Annotated in this window: 16 protein-coding genes and 1 riboswitch; of the genes, 10 read left to right on the top strand and 6 right to left on the bottom strand. The window is 45.2% G+C overall.

The window, feature by feature from the left end; genetic code table 11:
• Nucleotides 1–256: 256 nt before the first annotated feature.
• A complete protein-coding gene (gene dinB / locus HMPREF2686_RS04455) occupies nucleotides 257–1,363 on the top strand; it encodes a DNA polymerase IV (RefSeq protein ID WP_070449382.1) in 1,107 nt (368 codons plus the stop codon).
• Nucleotides 1,364–1,371: 8 nt separating this feature from the next.
• Here the strand turns inward: dinB and HMPREF2686_RS04450 are convergent, their stop codons facing one another.
• The 3 genes from HMPREF2686_RS04450 to rnhC all read right to left on the bottom strand — a co-directional run bounded on the left by HMPREF2686_RS04450 (nucleotide 1,372) and on the right by rnhC (nucleotide 5,425).
• A complete protein-coding gene (locus HMPREF2686_RS04450; RefSeq protein ID WP_070449381.1) occupies nucleotides 1,372–3,804 on the bottom strand; it encodes an SF1B family DNA helicase RecD2 in 2,433 nt (810 codons plus the stop codon).
• Nucleotides 3,805–3,871: 67 nt separating this feature from the next.
• The gene (gene lepB, locus HMPREF2686_RS04445) at nucleotides 3,872–4,522 is read right to left on the bottom strand and encodes a signal peptidase I (RefSeq protein WP_070449379.1); all 651 of its coding nucleotides are present in this window, start codon (nucleotides 4,520–4,522) and stop codon (nucleotides 3,872–3,874) included.
• A gap of 3 nt (nucleotides 4,523–4,525) precedes the next feature.
• The gene (gene rnhC, locus HMPREF2686_RS04440; protein WP_070449376.1) at nucleotides 4,526–5,425 is read right to left on the bottom strand and encodes a ribonuclease HIII; all 900 of its coding nucleotides are present in this window, start codon (nucleotides 5,423–5,425) and stop codon (nucleotides 4,526–4,528) included.
• 136 nt (nucleotides 5,426–5,561) lie between these two features.
• Here rnhC and HMPREF2686_RS04435 point away from each other — a divergent pair, with 136 nt between their 5' ends.
• From HMPREF2686_RS04435 to HMPREF2686_RS04415, 5 genes are all read left to right on the top strand, one after another.
• Complete coding sequence (locus HMPREF2686_RS04435) at nucleotides 5,562–5,852, top strand: hypothetical protein (RefSeq protein WP_049471900.1); 291 nt, start codon at nucleotides 5,562–5,564, stop codon at nucleotides 5,850–5,852.
• 10 nt (nucleotides 5,853–5,862) lie between these two features.
• Nucleotides 5,863–6,417, top strand: a complete 555-nt coding sequence (locus HMPREF2686_RS04430; RefSeq protein WP_070449375.1) for a CvpA family protein — start codon at nucleotides 5,863–5,865, stop codon at nucleotides 6,415–6,417.
• Nucleotides 6,418–6,490: 73 nt separating this feature from the next.
• Complete coding sequence (locus HMPREF2686_RS04425) at nucleotides 6,491–8,830, top strand: endonuclease MutS2 (RefSeq protein ID WP_070449373.1); 2,340 nt, start codon at nucleotides 6,491–6,493, stop codon at nucleotides 8,828–8,830.
• Nucleotides 8,831–8,989: 159 nt separating this feature from the next.
• Nucleotides 8,990–10,408, top strand: coding sequence for a C69 family dipeptidase (locus HMPREF2686_RS04420; RefSeq protein ID WP_070449372.1), 1,419 nt, complete (start codon nucleotides 8,990–8,992; stop codon nucleotides 10,406–10,408).
• Nucleotides 10,409–10,537: 129 nt separating this feature from the next.
• Nucleotides 10,538–10,635, top strand: a riboswitch (glycine riboswitch).
• A gap of 102 nt (nucleotides 10,636–10,737) precedes the next feature.
• Nucleotides 10,738–12,069: an alanine/glycine:cation symporter family protein gene (locus tag HMPREF2686_RS04415; protein WP_070449370.1), complete on the top strand. Its 1,332-nt coding sequence runs from the start codon at nucleotides 10,738–10,740 to the stop codon at nucleotides 12,067–12,069.
• 53 nt (nucleotides 12,070–12,122) lie between these two features.
• On the opposite strand, the gene sstT is transcribed toward HMPREF2686_RS04415, so the two are convergent.
• Nucleotides 12,123–13,340, bottom strand: coding sequence for a serine/threonine transporter SstT (sstT, locus tag HMPREF2686_RS04410; RefSeq protein WP_070449369.1), 1,218 nt, complete (start codon nucleotides 13,338–13,340; stop codon nucleotides 12,123–12,125).
• A gap of 136 nt (nucleotides 13,341–13,476) precedes the next feature.
• Here sstT and HMPREF2686_RS04405 point away from each other — a divergent pair, with 136 nt between their 5' ends.
• Nucleotides 13,477–14,325 carry a mechanosensitive ion channel family protein gene (locus HMPREF2686_RS04405; RefSeq protein WP_070449368.1) on the top strand — a complete coding sequence of 283 codons (849 nt, stop codon included), beginning with the start codon at nucleotides 13,477–13,479 and terminating at the stop codon, nucleotides 14,323–14,325.
• Between the two features lie 182 nt (nucleotides 14,326–14,507).
• Here HMPREF2686_RS04405 and HMPREF2686_RS04400 read toward each other — a convergent pair whose 3' ends face one another.
• Both HMPREF2686_RS04400 and gdhA read right to left on the bottom strand, forming a co-directional pair.
• Nucleotides 14,508–14,825: a hypothetical protein gene (locus tag HMPREF2686_RS04400; protein ID WP_049485484.1), complete on the bottom strand. Its 318-nt coding sequence runs from the start codon at nucleotides 14,823–14,825 to the stop codon at nucleotides 14,508–14,510.
• 278 nt (nucleotides 14,826–15,103) lie between these two features.
• A complete protein-coding gene (gene gdhA / locus HMPREF2686_RS04395) occupies nucleotides 15,104–16,450 on the bottom strand; it encodes an NADP-specific glutamate dehydrogenase (RefSeq protein WP_070449366.1) in 1,347 nt (448 codons plus the stop codon).
• Between the two features lie 299 nt (nucleotides 16,451–16,749).
• Between gdhA and HMPREF2686_RS04390 the strand changes: the two genes are divergently transcribed.
• From HMPREF2686_RS04390 to msrB, 3 genes are all read left to right on the top strand, one after another.
• The gene (locus tag HMPREF2686_RS04390) at nucleotides 16,750–17,685 is read left to right on the top strand and encodes a dihydroorotate oxidase (RefSeq protein ID WP_070449364.1); all 936 of its coding nucleotides are present in this window, start codon (nucleotides 16,750–16,752) and stop codon (nucleotides 17,683–17,685) included.
• Between the two features lie 277 nt (nucleotides 17,686–17,962).
• Nucleotides 17,963–18,319, top strand: a complete 357-nt coding sequence (locus HMPREF2686_RS04385) for a helicase BlpT (protein WP_070449363.1) — start codon at nucleotides 17,963–17,965, stop codon at nucleotides 18,317–18,319.
• A gap of 272 nt (nucleotides 18,320–18,591) precedes the next feature.
• A complete protein-coding gene (msrB, locus tag HMPREF2686_RS04380) occupies nucleotides 18,592–19,527 on the top strand; it encodes a peptide-methionine (R)-S-oxide reductase MsrB (RefSeq protein WP_070449361.1) in 936 nt (311 codons plus the stop codon).
• Nucleotides 19,528–19,569: the final 42 nt, after the last annotated feature.

Genomic DNA, 19,569 nt, shown 5'->3' with positions numbered 1-19,569 from the left:
TATTTTCCTCTATTGTCTTTCTAGCAACTATATCTGTTGCACTTACAATAGTAGTATACCATACAGAAATCGGTTACACAAAGACAAATTGCGAAAAATAGCAGATTCTTTTATAATACAGTTTCAACTCTTCTGTGATACTGTACTACATTTTTGAAAATGAACACGAATTTCCATCAATTTTCATGTTTTTAGGAAGGGCCGATTTTTGCAATTCCAAAATTTTATTTTTATAATAGAAAAAGGAGGGTGAAAAATGCTGATATTTCCATTAGTGAACGATACAAGTCGTAAGATCATTCATATTGATATGGATGCATTTTTTGCTGCTGTCGAAGAAAGAGACAATCCTAGTTTGAAAGGACAACCGCTTGTCATTGGCCAGGACCCTCGTCAGTCAGGAGGGAGAGGTGTTGTCTCGACTTGTAACTATGAAGCAAGGAAATATGGCATTCATTCAGCTATGAGCTCTAAAGAAGCGCTGGACCTTTGTCCTCAAGCGATTTTTATCTCTGGAAATTATGAGAAATACCGAGAAGTAGGTGAGCAGGTCCGTGAGATTTTCAAGCGTTATACAGATCTAATCGAGCCGATGAGTATTGATGAAGCCTATCTAGATGTGACGGAAAATAAAATCCAGAGCAAATCAGCTGTCAAAATCGCCCGCTTGATTCAGCATGCTATCTGGGAAGAGCTGCATCTCACAGCTTCAGCGGGTGTTTCTTATAATAAGTTTTTGGCCAAGATGGCAAGTGACTACCAAAAACCCCGTGGCCTAACGGTGGTCTTACCGGAGGACGCTGAGGATTTCCTGAGCCAAATGGACATTGCCAAATTTCATGGAGTAGGAAAGAAGACAGTAGAGCGACTACATGAGATGGGTGTCTATACTGGCGCGGATCTTTTAGCCATCCCGGAGATGACTTTGATTGATCGGTTTGGGCGATTTGGCTATGATCTCTTTCGAAAGGCGCGAGGGATTCACAATAGCCCTGTCAAAAGTCATCGCATCCGTAAGTCGATCGGAAAAGAGCGGACCTACCGCAAGCTCCTTTATGCAGAAGATGATATTTTAGAAGAAATTGCCAATCTGTCCAGTAAGGTGGCCCAATCGCTGGAAAAACATGGTAAGCAAGGAAAGACCTTGGTCTTAAAAGTGCGCTATGGAGACTTTACCACCTTGACTAAGCGTATCACCTTGACGGAGCCAACGCGAGATGATGAGCGCATCAATCGTTCAGCGCGTCGCATTTTTCAAGAAATCGAATCGATAAATACAGGAATCCGCCTCTTGGGTGTCACCATGACCAACTTTGTTGATCATACTGAACTGTCTCTGGTAGAGGAAGAAAAAGACAACTAGTCTATTCACTAGTCGTCTTTTTTGATATCAAAGAAGGCTGCAATCTCTTCTTCTGTTAGTCCAATCATAGGCGAGATGGCGTGGAGATTGTCTTCTGTTAGTCGATAGACAGTAGGCTTAGACGTCTCTGCTTTCGTTTCAACAGTTTCTTCCTTGCTTCGTGCAGATTCGATTGTAGCAGAAGCCATTGCAACGGATGAAGAATAGTCTGTGGTTGCTTCGCCTCCGTCCAGGTCCTTGAAGCGTTCCACCAAGTAGGTCTTGCGCGCTGTACCTGTATTTTTAGTAGCGAAATCAAAGGCGCTGTATTCTCCTAAGAGAATCAGCTTGCTCTTTGAGCGCGTGATGGCGGTATAGATCAAATTACGCTGCAACATCCGGTGGCTTTGATTCGTAATGGGTAAAATCACCACAGGAAATTCGCTTCCTTGCGATTTGTGAATACTCATCGCATAGGCTAAGCGAATCTTGTACCATTCATTGCGCGGGTAGACGATTTCATTGCCATCAAATTGGATAGTCAATTCATCTTGCTTCGATTCTGTATATTTTCCGGGGAGAAGATCGGTAATGTAGCCAATATCTCCATTAAAGACATTGCTTTCTGCATCATTGACCAGATGGATAACCTTGTCTCCATCGCGGTATTGGCAGTCTGGCGTGTCAAAGACGACCTGATCTTTGACAGCTGGATTGAGAAGGTCTTGCATGAGTGTATTGATGTTGTCAATGCCGGCCTGGCCCTTGTACATCGGTGCCAAGACTTGGATATCTCGAGCTGGGATCTGACTGCGAAGGGCAGCAGAGGTGATCTGTTCGATCATCTTAGGGATGTGTTCGCTTCCGGCTTCGAAATAAGAGCGGTCGGCTTTTCGTTCTGTGAAATCTTGAGGAAGCTTACCCTGGCGAATGTCTCCTGCAAGTGAGACAATGGTCGAATCTTCACTCTGACGGAAAATATGTTCGAGCTTGGTCTGAGGGATGCTTGGGATCTGCAAGAGATCCGCTAGGACCTGTCCAGGACTGACGGATGGTAATTGGTCAGCATCTCCCACAATCAAGAGTTTGGTATCGGTTGCGATGTTGCTGACTAATTGATTAGCCAGCCAGGTATCGACCATGGAAAACTCGTCCACAATGATAAAATCTGCATCTAGATAGTCCTCTAAGTGGCTGGTATCATCATCTCCTGTCATTCCCAAATGGCGGTGGATGGTGGCACTCGGAAGTCCTGTCAGCTCATTCATGCGCCGGGCTGCCCGTCCCGTTGGGGCAGCCAAGAGGATTGGCAGGTCTTGTTTCTTACGCAGATCCAGCTGGTGGAGTTGGGCATAGACACTGATCATCCCATTGATAACGGTGGTTTTTCCTGTTCCCGGTCCCCCAGTGAGGATAAAGACCTTGTTTTGAATCGCCTGGTGAATCGCCTCTTTTTGAATAGCATCGTAGTGAATCCCCAGATCTTTTTCAACCTCTTTAATTGCCTGGTTGATCTTTTCAGGGTCAAATGAAGTCTGCTTTCCTTTCTCCAGCAATCGACCAATGTGACTGCGAATGCCTTCCTCCGCAAAGAAAAGGCTATTGTCAAAGATCTTTGTATCCACGTTTTGGACCTTGTCTTCTTCAATAAGGTGGCCTAATTCTTGGGCGACAGTGGAGGGATCCAATTCTACTGGACGCGCTGATTCCAAAAGGTCAATGCTATAGCGCAGGAGGTCCTTGGCTTCAATATAGGTATTTCCAGTCTCGATAGAGTAGCTAAAGAGGCTGTGAATCAGACCCGCGCGGAAACGCTCGGGGGCGTCACTTGCGATGCCCAGTTCTTCTGCCAGTTGATCTGCAATTTTAAAGCCCATTCCTTGGATGTCTTCCACCAATCGGTAGGGCTGTTGCTCCACGATCTGGAGCGTTTCTTCCTTGTAGAAATCCTGGATTTGAAAGGCTAGTTTATTGGGAATGCCATAATTGGCTAGTTGGGCGAGAATGCGCTCCGTTCCGTAATTCTGACGGAGTTTATCCACAAAAGCCAGGCGGTTTTTCTTGGAGAGACCTGTGATTTCTTCTAATTTTTCAGGGGCCTCCAGAATTTTGTCAATGGTGTCTTCTCCATAGAGATCCACGATTTTTTGGGCTGTTTTGAGACCAATTCCCTTGAAGTGATCGCTGGAAAAATACTTCACTAAGCCCTTGCTAGAGGGTTTGGCACGTTCATAGCGACTGATTTTGAGCTGTTCTCCGTATTTAGGATGATGGACCAGCTCCCCCCAGAAGGTGTAGTCTTCGCCTTCCATGATATCTGCCATAGTACCCGTCACAATAATCTCAAAATCATCAAAGTCTTCGGCATCGGTATCGCTAATGTCGAGCAAGAGGATTCGAAAAAAACTGCTAGGATTTTCAAAAATAATGCGCTCAATAGTACCAGAAAAATAATATTCCATCATTTCTTTCCTTTTTATGAAGCGAGGCTGGGACATACTTGTCTCAGCCTCAGTCTGTTGATCTATACTAATAAGTTTTGAAAGGGTAGATCGGCCATAGTCTAAAGACGGCTTGCCCTTTGATTTGTTCTTTCTTGAAAGCTCCGACTTGACGACTATCTTTTGAAACGATCCGGTCATCTCCAAGTAGGAGGTATTCATCGTCGAGCAACTTCAAGGTAAATTTAGGATTGCCATCCTTGTCTACTGTAAAAGCTTGGGCTGTATTGGCCAATTGGCGGAAGAGTTCTCCGTTTTCTTCGAACCCTTTTCCAGTATAGGTCGATTGCAATTTATCCTTTTTGAAACGAGCGATGTAGTCTTTCAAATAGGGCTCATTGGTCTTTTTCCCATTGATGTAGAGGGTATCGTTGTCGTACTGAATGGTATCTCCAGGAAGACCGATGACCCGCTTGACGATGTCCTTGGTTTTGCCGTCGTCGTCTTTTTCATTGGCAACGACAATGTCGAAACGATCAATTGAGAGGTGGTTGACCACAAGGAGATACTCGCTATCAGCCAGGGTTGGATCCATCGAATGGCCGTCCACCTTGACCGGAGCCCAGAGGTAGATGCGAGAGGCGATGATGAGACCAACAATGATACTGAAGAGGCCCCATTCTTTAAGGAATCTCACTACTGGTGAGCTAGATGTATGTTTTGAACTTCTTTTTGACATAACTTATCTTTCTAGTAATTTCTTTGCTTTTTCTGTGTTTTTAAAATGGAGTTTGGCACAATAATCCAGAGCCTTCATCCCGTAGGTCTGAAGCAATTTAGCAGCGACTTGGTCTGACTTCGCCCCTGCTCCACTAGGGAGATTAAAGCCCAGTTCCTTGCCCAGATCTTCCAGATTTTGAAGGAAGAGATTGCGGGCGATGATGGAACTAACTGCAACCGCTAAATATTTGCTTTCTGCTTTTTCTTCCAACTCAATGGCTTGGGTGACCTGATTTTTTTCAGCTTTCACGTATTTTTGGTAGTTTTTAGCCGTCGTAAAGGCATCGATCACAATTCGTTCTGCTTGGATTCCTTTATTCAATAGAAGATAGATAGCCTGATTGTGCAGGGCCACTTTGACCGAAACAGCATTGTAGCCAGAAGCAATGACTTCATTGTACTTCTTTGGAGACAATAAGAGTGCTTGGTGCTGGATGTTTTCCTCAAGGAGAGGAGCCAATTGCTGAATTTTTCGATCATCCAAGGTCTTTGAATCCCCAACACCAAGCTTTTTAAGCCAGTCGTGCTGGTCAGGTGTGACAAAGGATGCAACGACGGTGAGTCCACCAAAATAAGAGCCGTTTCCGACCTCGTCGGTTCCGATCATGGCTAGATCTTGTCCTGCAGATGAAGTAGTAGAACCTTTAGGGTTCCCAGCATCTTGCCCGAAAAAGGCCAGGTAAGGAGTAAGGTCATTGCCCTGAAGCAAGACTTTTCCAGACTTGTAGATCGAAACGGTCGCTCCCTCTAATCGAAAGAAATAATCCATATGAGGGTTCTTGCTTTGAGTGAGAGAACTGCGATAGGTATGGACAAAATCAAGGATTTGCTCCTGTGTTGGAGTGAGTGTCATACTTTCCATAACCACTATTGTACCACAAATTCAGGGAGAGAGGGAGCAAAAAGAAAGAAAGAATCCACTGGAAAATCCCTGTGAAGAGGGGCTTTGCTACTGACAAAGCTAGCCTTTTTTGGTATAATACCGTGAGGTGATTTTTATGGCGAGCTTAAATAGATATAAATTTACATTTGGAAACAAAGCGCTCACTTTAACAACCAACCATGATAATTTGTTTATGGAAGAAGTCGAACGTGTTGCGAAAGAAAAATACCAAGCAATTAAGGAACAAATGCCAGAAGCCGATGATGAAACCATCGCGATCTTATTGGCAGTAAATAGTTTGTCCATGCAGCTGAATCGCGAGATTGAGTTTGACGACAAAGAAACAGAATTAGATGATTTTCGTCGCAAAGCTTTAGACGACTTAAAGGATAAATCATCTAAATAAGAGGAGATACATGTTAACTTTCTTAATCTTATTGATTTTGGCATGGAGCTTTTATATTGGCTATGCAAGAGGCATCATCCTCCAGTCCTATTATTTTCTAGTGACCTTGGTGGCCCTCTTGATTGCAGGTGGTAGCTACAAGGGACTGGCTAAGATTTTGTCTCTATGGGTTCCTTTTTCGAGTCCCACCCAGCAATCGGTGAATTATTTTTATGCCAACCGCTACCTGTTTCAATTAGATGACATCTTTTATGCAGGGTTAGCTTATGTGTTGATTTTTGTGCTGGTTTATTTGATCGGCCGCGTGATTGGAATCTTTATGCACTTGGTTCCCCAGCCAGAAAAATTGGAGGATCGCAAGTATCAAATTGGAGCAGGTGTGATCGCCGTCGTGATAACCCTCTTGGTGATCCAGATGGGCTTGACTATTCTCTCAACAGTTCCCATGGCTTCTATCCAAAATAGACTAAATGCAAGTGGATTGATCCGCTTTATCATCCTTCATACCCCGATCAGTTCAAGTCTGTTCCACAACTTGTGGGTGACTGCGATTATCGGAGCTTAAGGAGCAAAAATGAAGAAAGGAGTGAGATAAGTCCGATTCAAGGAAGGACGCTCACTTTTTTTGTAGGAGAAACATGAATAAAAAAATCTTAGATATTCTGGAGTTTGACAAGGTCAAGCAACTCTTTGAACCCTATCTACAGACAGAACAAGGGGAGATGGAGCTAGCAGTCCTTACTCCAACCGATAAAAAAGAAACTATCGAAACGGCCTTTATGGAGCTAGAAGATATGGAGCAGATCCTCTTGGAAGAGCCTCGCTTTGCCGTGTCGACCATTCAAGATGTCCGTCCAGTCGCCAAGCGTTTGGAGATGGAGGCGGCCCTCAATATCGATGAATTACTAGCGCTAAAAGCTGTCCTTCGGGTGACACATGAGCTCAAGGATTTCTACGACAACTTGGAAAATGTCCGTCTGGAAAGGCTCAATCGCCTCTTTGACAACTTGGTAGATCTTCCTCGCCTACAAGGTGGGCTTCAAGCTATCAACGAAGGAGGCTTTGTCGAGTCTTTTGCTAGCGAAAAATTGGCCAAAATCCGCCGCCGAATCCAGGAAAATGAACATCAGGTCAGAGAGATTCTACAAGACCTGCTGAAAAGCAAGGCCGATATGTTGGCGGATGCTGTGATTGCTAGTCGGAATGGCCGCAATGTTCTACCCGTAAAAAATACCTATCGCAACCGGATTGCAGGGGTGGTCCACGATATCTCAGCTAGCGGGAATACCGTTTATATCGAGCCTCGAGCAGTCGTCAATCTTAATGAAGAAATTGCCAATCATCGAGCCGATGAACGGTATGAAATCATTCAGATTCTGGAGGAATTGTCTGACACCCTGCGCCCTCACGCAGCAGAGATTGCTAACAACGCTTGGATTATCGGTCACTTAGACTTGATCAAGGCCAAGTATCGGTTTATGCGCGATTGTAAGGCAGTGGTACCAGAGGTTAGTAACAATCGCTCTATTCAGCTCTTGCAACTACGTCATCCCTTGATTGAAAATGCCGTCGCGAATGACCTGCATTTTACCGAGGACTTGACAGAAATTGTGATTACCGGTCCCAATACAGGGGGGAAAACCATCATGCTAAAAACGCTGGGACTAGCGCAAATTATGGCCCAGTCTGGTCTTCCCATCCTAGCGGATCCAGGTAGTCGTGTGGGGATCTTCTCACAGGTCTTTGCAGATATTGGAGATGAACAATCGATCGAGCAGAGCTTGTCGACCTTCTCCAGTCATATGACCAATATCGTATCGATCTTACATCAAGTGGATACCGCCTCCTTGATCCTTCTGGATGAGTTGGGGGCTGGAACCGATCCTCAAGAGGGGGCTGGCCTTGCTATTGCCATTCTAGAAGACCTGCGCTTACGCGGGATTAAGACCATGGCGACAACCCACTATCCAGAGCTCAAGGCCTACGGGATTGAGACTGCAGGAGTGCAAAATGCCAGCATGGAATTTGATACAGCGAGTCTGCGTCCGACCTATCGCTTCATGCAAGGAGTTCCTGGCCGCTCCAATGCCTTTGAAATTGCCCGCCGTTTGGGCTTGTCTGAGACTATTATCCAGGATGCCATGAAGATGACCAATACGGATAATGATGTCAATCAAATTATTGAAAAATTGGAGGCGCAGACCTTAGAAAGTCGCAAGCGCTTGGATACCATTCAAGAGGTCGAGCAAGAAAATCTCAAATTCAATCGCGCTCTTCGAAAGCTCTATAACGAATTGACCAGAGAGAGAGAAACAGAGCTCAATAAGGCAAGAGAAGAGGCCAAGGAAATTGTGGACATGGCCCTCTCAGAGAGTGACCGTATCCTTCAAGGGCTTCACGCTAAATCCCAGTTAAAACCACATGAGATCATTGAGGCCAAGGCTCAGTTGAAAAAACTAGCGCCTGAAACCGTTGACCTTTCTAAAAACAAGGTCTTGAAAAAAGCTAAAAAGGCGCGTGCTCCTAAGGTGGGAGATGAAATCTTGGTTATCAGCTATGGTCAACGCGGAACCCTAGTCAAGCAACTCAAAGATGGTCGCTGGGAGGCGCAAGTTGGCTTGATCAAGATGACCTTGGAAGAAAAAGAATTTAACCTTATCAAGGCTGAAAAAGAAGCGGCTCAACCTAAGAAACGCCAGGTGAATGTCGTCAAACGCTCGAACACGAGTGGGCCGAGAGCGCGTCTGGATCTCCGTGGAAAACGCTATGAAGAGGCCATGCAAGAGCTAGATGGCTTTATCGATCAGGCTCTGCTCAACAACATGGCCCAAGTCGATATCATCCACGGGATCGGGACGGGAGTTATCCGTGAAGGGGTGACCAAGTACCTCCGTCGCAACAAACATGTCAAAAGTTTTGAATATGCCCCCCAAAATGCGGGTGGAAGTGGCGCAACCATTGTCACGTTTAAAGGCTAATCGAATCCTAGCTGTTTATCAGCTAGGATTTTTAAAATCTGACATAATGAAAATGATTGAAAGTTGTTGAAAAGGATTCACTTTTAAATCTGATTTTCAGTAGGTCCTCCCTTTTAAAAGTGCTATAATAGAGGCAATGAATGATTTGGGAGGATACGCATGCGTAAACGTGAAAGTGCAGATTCGTGTACAACGATTCTAGTCGGAAAAAATGCTAGCTATGATGGTTCGACCATTGTAGCACGAACAGAGGATTCTCAAAATGGCGTTTTTACGCCCAAGAAATTGATCGTGGTCAAACCAGAAGATCAACCGCGTCATTACAAGTCGGTTTTATCAACTTTTGAAATCGACTTGCCAGATAATCCAGTTCGCTATACAGCGGTTCCAGATGCCATTCCTAAAGACGGGATCTGGGGAGAAGCTGGGATCAATGTCTACAATGTAGCTATGAGTGAGACAGAGACCATTACGACCAATAGCCGTGTGCTAGGGGCAGATCCTCTTGTAGAGAGTGGCATCGGTGAGGAAGATATGCTGACCTTGGTCTTGCCTTATGTCAAGACAGCCCGCGAAGGGGTCTTGCGTCTCGGAAAGATTTTGGAAGAGTACGGAACTTATGAGTTTAACGGGATTGCCATTTCAGATGTCCATGAAATCTGGTGGTTGGAAACCATCGGAGGTCACCACTGGATGGCGCGCCGTGTTCCAGATGATGCCTATGTGACCAACCCCAACCAACTGGGAAGTGATTATTTTGAATTTGGCAATTCAGATGAGTTTCTTTGTGATCCGGATCTTGAACGTTTTGTCACAGAGCACCATTTGATTTTGGATCAAGAAGGGAAAGGCTTTAATCCACGCTATGCCTTTGGTAGCCAAAAAGACAAGGACCGTCACTACAATACACCGCGGGCTTGGGCCATTCAGCGTTTCCTCAATCCTGAAATCGAGCAGGATCCACGGAGTTTTGAGATTCCTTGGTGTCAAAAACCTTATCGTAAGGTAACGATTGAAGATGTCAAATATGTCTTGAGCAACCACTACCAAGACACTATCTACGATCCTTATGGTCCTGAAGGAGATCACGTGAGTCAGCGGACCTTCCGGACGATCGGGATCAACCGGACCAGCCAGACAGCGATTCTGCAATTGCGTCCAAATAAACCACAAGAAACGACAGGCATCCAATGGATTTCTTATGGCTCCATGCCTTACAATACAGCTGTTCCTTTCTTTACCCAAGTGGATACAACACCAGACTACTTTGCCAATACGACGGCTAAGGTAACAACGGATTCCTTCTACTGGGCCAACCGGATTATTGCGGGACTGGCAGATCCTCACTATGCTCACCATGTTGGTGATTTGGACGATTACCAAGAAACGACAATGGCCTGGGGACATGCGCGCATCAATAAAGTCGATCGTGCACTTGCAGCAGGTGAAACCGTTGATTTTGAGGCGGAAAACCAAGCTATGAGTGATCAAATCCAGGAAGCGACAGATCAACTCTTGGACAAGATTTTGCTCGATGCTAGCAACCTCATGACCAATCACTTCTCCTTGAGTGATTAAAAACCGTGTATTTTCAGGTAGCATACAAGATATTTTCAGAAACGATTGACAAGCTTTTGAAAATCGATTAAAATAGAGAAAATTACATACGACCGAATGAAGTTTGCAGGAGCGTGAGTGACTGTGAATGGACGGAACTCTGGAGAGACCAGAAATGGCACCGAAGGGGCAAGGTAGAGGATGATGCATCTACTCAAACTCTCAGGTAAAAGGACAGAGCGAAAAATAGGGGAAGACCCCTATTTTAAGCAGGACCAGAGTACATGTTTGACATGTGCTCTTTCTTTTTCTCTTTTCTGTCGAGCGGTCGATGAAAAAGGAGACAGAAAATGGATCATGTATTGCAGTTTTTTCAGCAGCTCGATAATTTAGTGTGGGGCGCCCCCTTATTGGTGCTCTTGGTAGGAACAGGGATCTACCTGACCCTTCGCTTGGGTTTGCTTCAGATACGCTACCTTCCAAAAGCTTTTCGCCTGATCTTTACAGAAGATGAGGGACACGGGGATATCTCGAGTTTCGGAGCCCTTGCGACAGCTCTAGCGGCTACTGTAGGGACGGGGAATATTGTAGGGGTAGCTACAGCGATTCAGACAGGTGGCCCAGGTGCCCTCTTTTGGATGTGGATGGCAGCCTTCTTTGGAATGGCGACCAAGTATGCAGAAGGGCTCTTAGCCATTCGTTATCGAACCAAGGATGACAACGGTCATATCTCAGGAGGTCCGATGTACTACATTCTTCACGGGATGGGAGAGAAGTGGCGACCACTGGCTATTTTCTTTGCGGTTGCAGGAGTGCTGGTAGCCCTCTTTGGGATCGGAACCATGACCCAGGTTAATTCCATTACGGGATCCCTTCAAGCCAGTTTTGGGACAGCTCCAGAAGTGGCTAGTGTAGTAATTGCTCTGGTGGTTTCGACCATCATCTTTGGTGGGATTCACTGGATTTCCAAAGTCTCTGAAAAAGTGGTTCCTTTTATGGCTGCTGCCTATATCTTTGCGACTGTCACGATCATTGCCTTGCATCTGGACCAATTGCTTCCAGCCTTAAAAGCAGTCTTTTCTGGTGCTTTTACAGGAACTGCAGCCATGGGAGGTTTTGCAGGAGCAACGGTCAAAATGGCTATCCAAAAAGGGGTGGCGCGTGGAGTTTTCTCCAATGAATCGGGTCTCGGATCTGCACCCATTGCAGCAGCAGCGGCGAAGACCAATGAGCCAGTCGAGCAGGGCTTGATCTCCATGACAGGAACCTTTATTGATACCATTATCATCTGTAGTTTGACAGGACTTTCGCTCTTGGTTTCAGGTGAGTGGATGGCTAAGGGCAGCACTAGTACCCTGACTCAGGATACGTTTACAGGTGTCTTTGGCCCGGTTGGAGGCATTATCTTAACGCTGTGCTTGGTGCTGTTTGCGACAACGACCATTCTTGGATGGTCTTACTACGGGGAACGGTGTTTCGAATTCCTATTTGGTGTCAAACATATCAACCTCTATCGGACCTTCTTTGTCTTTATGGTTGGACTAGGAGGTTTCCTTAAGCTGGATCTGGTCTGGGTGATTGCGGATATTGTGAATGGACTGATGGCTTTGCCTAACCTGATTGCCCTTTTAGCTCTCTCCCCTGTCATCATCAAAGAAAGCAAACAATACTTTAAGAAATAAGAAAACCCAGATCGCGAGGTCTGGGTTTTCTTGTCTATTTGAGATAGAATCATTTAATAGCGTTTTTCTTTTGGCCAGCTGCTCATTTCGGCGATGGCGGTGAAGAGCACATCTGTCGAAGAGTTGAGGGCTGTTTCGCAAGAGTCTTGGATGACCCCGATGATAAAGCCGACGCTGACGACTTGCATGGCAAAATCATTGGTGATGCCAAAGAGGCTACAAGCAACAGGAATGAGAAGGAGAGATCCTCCCGCAACTCCGGATGCCCCGCAGGCTGAGATGGCTGCCACAACACTGAGGATAAGCGCCGTTCCAAAGTCAACCTGAATGTGCAAGGTATTGGCAGCAGCGAGCGTCAAAATATTGATCGTCACGGCTGCGCCTGCCATGTTTACAGTTGAACCAAGTGGAATGGAGACAGAATAGGTGTCTGGATTCAGCCCCAATTCTTCACAGAGACGCATATTGACAGGGATGTTGGCTGCAGAGCTTCTGGTGAAGAAGGCTGTTACCCCACTGACACGGAGGCATTTAAAAACAAGGGGATAAGGGTTCTTGCGGATCATGAAAAAGACGATCAATGGATTGATGACCAGGGCTACAAATGCCATGGTACCAACCAAAACAAGTAAGAGAATCCCGTAGTTACTAAGGGCGCTTAGTCCTTGGCCAGCGATGGTCGTGAAGACCAAGCCTAAGATCCCAAATGGAGCTAGGTTGATAATCCACTCAACAATTTTTGAAGTGATGTCTGCTAGAGTTTGGAGGAGGTCTTTACTATGTTCACTCGCCTCTCTCATGGCGATCCCAAAGACAGTCGCCCAAGAAAGGATTCCAATGTAGTTGGCTTGCTGCAAGGCGTTGACCGGGTTGTCGACGATCTTGAGCAAGAGGTTACTGATCACTTCGCCAATTCCATTTGGAGAGGATCCTTCAGCGGCCTTTCCAGTCAGGGTAATGGTGATGGGGAAGATGTAATTGACCAAAACAGCGACGAAGGCGGCTGCAAAGGTTCCTAGGAGATAGAGGACGATGACCTTTTTCATATTGGTCTCTGTTCCTTTTTGGTGTTGGGAGAGGGCATTTGCGACGAGCGCAAAGACCAGAAGGGGTGCGATGGCACGGAGCCCCCCAACAAAGAACTCTCCTAGGAGTCCAATCCCAGTTGCTTTAGGAAATACAAGTGCTAGAACGACACCAAGTACAATCCCGATTGCGATCCGTTTCATAAGGTTGGTTTTATTCCAAGTGGTAATCAGTCGATGAATCATGTAAGGCCTCCTTAAAAAATAATTAAGGAATATTATACGATAGTTAGGGGGGAAAGCAATGAAATTTTTAAAAAATAGCCTTATTTCCGAATATTTGATATAATCATACTATTCTTTGTTAGAAAGGCCCGAATAAATGAGTCAAGCTTTCCAACGTTATTTCAGTAAAATAGACTGGACAACTATTTTTGATGACCTAATTTCAAAATGCATCTCCCTGATTTTTGTCTTTCTCTTATTTTTTATCGCTAAAAAGGTCATCCATAGCCTGGTCAAGCGGATATTAACCCCTTCTTTTAAGTATACGGTGCAGGATGAAGCCCGTAAAAAAACCATTCTCCGTTTAGTAGAGAGTCTCTTGAACTACTGCTTGTATTTTATCTTGATCTACTGGATCTTGTCGATCCTCGGTCTTCCAGTCTCTAGTCTATTGGCTGGTGCTGGGATTGCTGGGGTGGCTATCGGGATGGGAGCCCAGGGCTTCCTTTCCGATTTGGTCAATGGTTTCTTTATCCTTTTAGAACGCCAGCTGGATGTGGGAGACAATGTTCGTCTCACGAATGGGTCTATCAATATTGCCGGCATCGTCAGCAGTGTCGGGATTCGGACGACCCAGGTGCGGGACTTTGATGGGACTCTCCACTTTGTTCCGAATCGCAACATCACCGTCGTCAGCAATCTCTCACGTGGTGATATGCGCGTGCTGATCGATATTCCGCTAGATGCAAATACCGATCTCGACAAGATCTATCAGGTGATTGCTAAGGTCAATCAGTCTGAACAAGACAAACACCCAGAGGTGTTGACAGGTCCTACGATTTTAGGCCCACAGATCGAAAAAAATGGTCGTTATTCCTTCCGCATCGCGATGACTGCCCAAAATGGAACCCAGACGACTGTCTATCATACCTACTATAAACTCTACCATGATGCCTTGATGGAAGCAGGGATTAGCCTACCGACAGGAAAGAACGGGATCATGTAACACAAAATGAGGCTGGGACAAAAGTCCTAGCCTCTCAGTTATCTTTGAATTGTCGAGCAAGACGCAGCGGTTGACTGGGCTCTACTACGCTGATTTCATCAGCTTTTACAGCCCTACACAACTGTGCGGAGGTGGGGCGACGAAATCGAATTCTAACGAATTACCGATTTCTGTCCCACTCTCTATTTTAAGTAGCAGTATTTGAAATCCAGCTTTTTAATCTGGTCCCAATTTTTTCGAGCCTCTGGTGGCAAGACGATGAGTTGCTGGCGCAACATCGTCGTGATTTCGAGATTTAAGGATTCGATGGGGAGGGCAATGGCTACGGAACTTTTTGCCCTTTGGATCTTGTCCATGCAATATTCAATATGATGGCAAGCTGCACCGGTCTGTGATTGACGGCTAGCTGCGATTTCTTGTCGCATATTGGAGAGTAATTGGACCAATTCAGACTTAAGGAATTCGATCGTATCTGATTTTTCTTGAGCTAAAAGAAACATAAGCACACCTCCTTTTGCTATAGTTTAATACTAATTTATTAAAAATGCAAGGGGGTAAAGTAAAAAAAATAAAATTTTTTTAGAAAAAGATACAGAAAAAGAGAGGGCTCACATCTCCCCACTAGAGACAGTCGAGTCCCTTATCTAAAAAATGGCTTTTCTCCCTTGGTCGGGTTGACTTGACAGAGGTCTGTAGCTATAAAAAAACTCCTGAAACATACTGGTTTCAGGAGTTGAGAGGCTTTGACCCGAAGGTCTTAAAGAAAAATATCGATTGATTATACAAGACCTTGTGCAATCATCGCGTTTGCAACATTTTCAAAGGCAGCGATGTTGGCACCTGCAAGGTAATCTTTACCAAGTCCGTAAGTTTCTGCAGTTGTTTTAGCAGTGTTGAAGATGTTGGTCATGATGTCTTTCAAACGTCCGTCCACTTCTTCGCGTGTCCATGAAAGACGTTGGCTGTTTTGGCTCATTTCAAGAGCAGATACAGCAACCCCACCAGCATTGGCTGCTTTAGCAGGTCCGTAAAGAATACCATTTTCTTTGTATACGTTGATGGCATCGATGTTACTTGGCATGTTTGCTCCTTCAGAGACAACTTTCACACCTTGAGCGACTAAACGTTTTGCAGCATCGCCATCGATTTCATTTTGAGTTGCACATGGAAGAGCGATGTCATAGTTACCAGCATAAGTCCATACAGAACCTTCGTAGTAAGTAGCAGTTGGTTTTTCAGCAGCGTATTCAGTCAAACGTGCACGACGTTTTTCTTTGACGTCTGTAAGAAGGTCGAAGTCAATACCGTTTTCGTCGATCACGTAACCGTTTGAGTCAGATACAGAGATAACAGTTGCACCAAGTTCAGTTGCTTTTTGAAGAGCATATTGAGCAACGTTACCAGAACCTGAGATTACGACTTTCTTACCAGCAAAGCTGTCGCCGTTGGCCTTGAGCATTTCTTCAGTGTAGTAAACCAAACCGTAACCAGTTGCTTCTGGACGGATCAAGCTACCACCGAAACCAAGAGGTTTACCAGTCAAGACACCAGCATCAAATTGGCGAAGGCGTTTGTATTGACCGTAAAGGTATCCGATTTCACGTCCACCAACCCCGATATCACCAGCTGGGACATCAAGAGAAGGACCGATGTGCTTTTGCAATTCAGTCATGAAGCTTTGACAGAAACGCATCACTTCAGCGTCAGTTTTTCCTTTAGGATCGAAGTCAGATCCACCTTTACCACCACCGATAGGAAGACCAGTCAAAACGTTTTTGAAGATTTGTTCGAATCCGAGGAATTTCAAGATCCCTTGGTTAACTGTTGGGTGGAAACGAAGTCCGCCTTTGTAAGGACCGACAGCAGAGTTGAATTGAACACGGTAACCACGGTTTACTTGAACCTTTCCATCACGGTCAACCCAAGGAACACGGAAGCTAATCACGCGTTCTGGCTCAGTAATGCGAGCCAAAATATTTTCTTCGATGTATTCTGGATGTTTTTCAAATACAGGTTCCAAAGTGCTAAGGAACTCTTCAACAGCTTGAAGGAATTCCGCTTCATGGCCGTTGCGAGCTTTTACGGTTTCGAAAGTGCTTTGGATATATTCTTTTGCAGTTGTCATGTTAATTCTCCTTTGTGAATGAAACGAAAACCAGCAAACCCGCTAGGGGAGTGGCTTTGAGACAGTTGACAAACAATGTCATGTTTTATTACATGGATCATTATAGCAGACTTTTTTTGGCTTGTAAAGAAAAAAGTTGAATTTTCTGAAAATTTTATCGTGACTAGGAAAGTCCAAATATTTGGAAGAATTTTTAGCTTTGATTGTCCGGAAGCTTCCAAGTGATGGTATAATGAAAGAAGAAAATAGAGAGCATCCCGAACGATTCTGTTGGTGGTGTTTCAAAAAAGGAGTACAAGATGGTATCGACAAAAACGCAAATTGCTGGTTTTGAATTTGACAACTGCTTGATGAATGCGGCAGGTGTAGCCTGTATGACCACTGAGGAATTAGAAGAAGTGAAGAACTCAGCTGCTGGGACCTTTGTGACCAAGACCGCGACCTTGGAGTTCCGTGCTGGAAATCCAGAGCCACGCTACCAAGATGTGCCGCTTGGTTCGATCAATTCGATGGGGCTACCTAACCAAGGGTTGGACTATTATTTGAATTACTTATTGGAGTTGCAAGAAACGGATCCTGACCGGACCTTCTTCTTATCTCTCGTCGGCATGTCTCCTGAAGAAACTCATACCATCTTGAAAAAGGTGCAAGACAGTGACTTTAAAGGCTTGACAGAGTTGAACCTATCTTGTCCCAATGTCCCTGGGAAACCTCAGATTGCCTATGATTTTGATACGACAGATCGGATCTTGTCTGAGGTCTTTGCCTATTTCACCAAACCTCTAGGGATCAAGTTGCCACCTTATTTTGATATCGTTCATTTTGATCAAGTAGCAGCGATCTTTAACAAATACCCGCTCAAGTTTGTCAACTGCGTCAACTCGATCGGAAATGGCCTCTACATCGAGGATGAATCCGTGGTGATTCGTCCTAAGAACGGATTTGGTGGGATTGGTGGAGAATACATCAAACCAACGGCTCTCGCTAATGTCCATGCTTTTTACCAACGTCTGAATCCAGAAATCCAGATTGTGGGGACAGGGGGCGTCTTGACTGGCCGCGATGCCTTTGAACATATCCTTTGTGGCGCGAGTATGGTACAAATCGGAACCACGCTTCATAAAGAAGGAGTGGGGGCTTTTGAACGCATCACTGCGGAACTCAAAGCCATCATGGAAGAAAAAGGCTACCAAAGTTTGGAAGACTTCCGTGGGAAATTGCACTACATTGACTAATCTTTCGAAAAAAACTTCCTCAAGTGGAAACTTGGGGGAGTTTTTTATGAGAGTGGGACAGAAATCGGTCATTCGTTAGAATTCGATTTCGTCGTCCCACCTCCGCACAGTTGAGTAGGGCTGTAAAAGCTGATGAAATCAGCGTAGTAGACCCACTCAACCACTGCGTCTTGCTCTACAATCCAAAAATAATTGAGAGGCTAGGACTTTTGTCCCAGCCTCATTCTGTTCCTAGTTTTAGGGATTTTCCATTTTTATAGAGAGAAAAAGGTGTACAATGGATGTGAAAAGGAAGGTGATTTCTATGGAAGAAAGGGACGTGATTCAAGAGGCAAGAACGACGGTCACCCTTCTTCAAACAGCCTTTTCTAAAGGATGCACCCCCAGTCCAGATGCCCTTCGATTTCGAGAAAATCTAGATCAGATGTTGAAAGGTTTACGAAAGGCTAGGCGGGTAGACAATCGTCTGTTGATTGAGTTAGAAAAGTTTTATCAGACCGCCAGTCTATTGATTGGTCTGGGCGGGCTAGCATTGAACGAAGAAGCCTTTCAAGCTTGGCGAGCTTATGATCACTGGCATTACGAGGTTGTGAAGCCTCAGTTACAGGTCTATGGACCGACGGTGGTTTTGTAGTTGATGTGCCTTGAGTTTGTCCACAGATATTCGGAGGAGGTGTTGGTCATGGTAGTCCTTCATGATTTTCTACATCAGTTAACCCTATCGTTTTGGAACTTCTATTACTCGCTCTTTTTCTTATTTGAAAAATAAGAAGGATTGAATCCCTTTTACATATAGTAGAAGGGATTTTTGATGCAGAATCCTTGAAAATCTGAGGCTCTTGGATTATGATGGAGCTAATAGTAAGAAGCGTTCCTTGTGGGGAATGCAGGAAGCGAGGAAAAAAGATGGCAGAGATTTATTTAGCAGGTGGCTGTTTTTGGGGCTTAGAGGAATATTTTTCACGGATCCCCGGTGTAGAAGAGACGACGGTGGGCTATGCCAATGGCCAGGTAGAAACGACCAATTACCAACTGATCAAGGAAACGGATCATGCAGAGACTGTACAAGTCATCTACGATCCAGATAAAATCACCCTACGGGCGATTCTGCTCTACTATTTCCGGGTGATCGATCCCTTGTCCGTTAACAAGCAGGGAAATGATCGAGGCCGCCAATATCGGACCGACGTCTATTATACAGACGAGGCAGATCGTGAGGTGATTGCCCAAGTGTTTGCGGAAGAAGAAAAGCAACTGGGACGCAAAATCGCGGTTGAGTTGGAACCCTTGCGCCACTATATCCTAGCTGAGGACTACCACCAAGACTACCTTAAGAAGAATCCTGGAGGCTATTGCCATATCGATGTGACAGATGCTGAGCAGCCCTTGATTGATCCAGCAGCTTATCAGAAGCCAGATCAAGAAATCCTAAAGGCGAAACTGACAGCAGAGCAGTACCAAGTCACTCAAGAAAGTGCGACGGAGCGTCCTTTCCACAATGCCTATGATCAGACCTTTGAAGAGGGCATCTATGTGGATATTACGACGGGGGAACCTCTCTTTTTTGCCAAGGATAAGTTTGCTTCTGGCTGTGGATGGCCAAGTTTCTCCCGTCCCATTGCCAAAGATGTGGTCCACTATTACCAGGATCATAGCCACGGGATGGAGCGGATCGAAGTTCGATCCCGCTCAGGCAATGCCCATCTCGGCCATGTCTTCACCGATGGACCAAAAGACCAGGGTGGTCTTCGCTATTGTATCAATTCGGCCTCTCTGCGCTTTATTCCAAAAGAAGAGATGGAGCAAGAAGGATATGGTTATTTGTTAAAAGCTTTGAGATAATAGAAAAAGCATCTTAAAAACTTTCCTTAGGTGAGTACGGAC

It is taken from the genome of Streptococcus sp. HMSC057G03, assembly GCF_001808745.1.
Taxonomy (GTDB): domain Bacteria; phylum Bacillota; class Bacilli; order Lactobacillales; family Streptococcaceae; genus Streptococcus; species Streptococcus parasanguinis_Z.
This window is presented reverse-complemented; position numbering and strand designations above follow the sequence as displayed.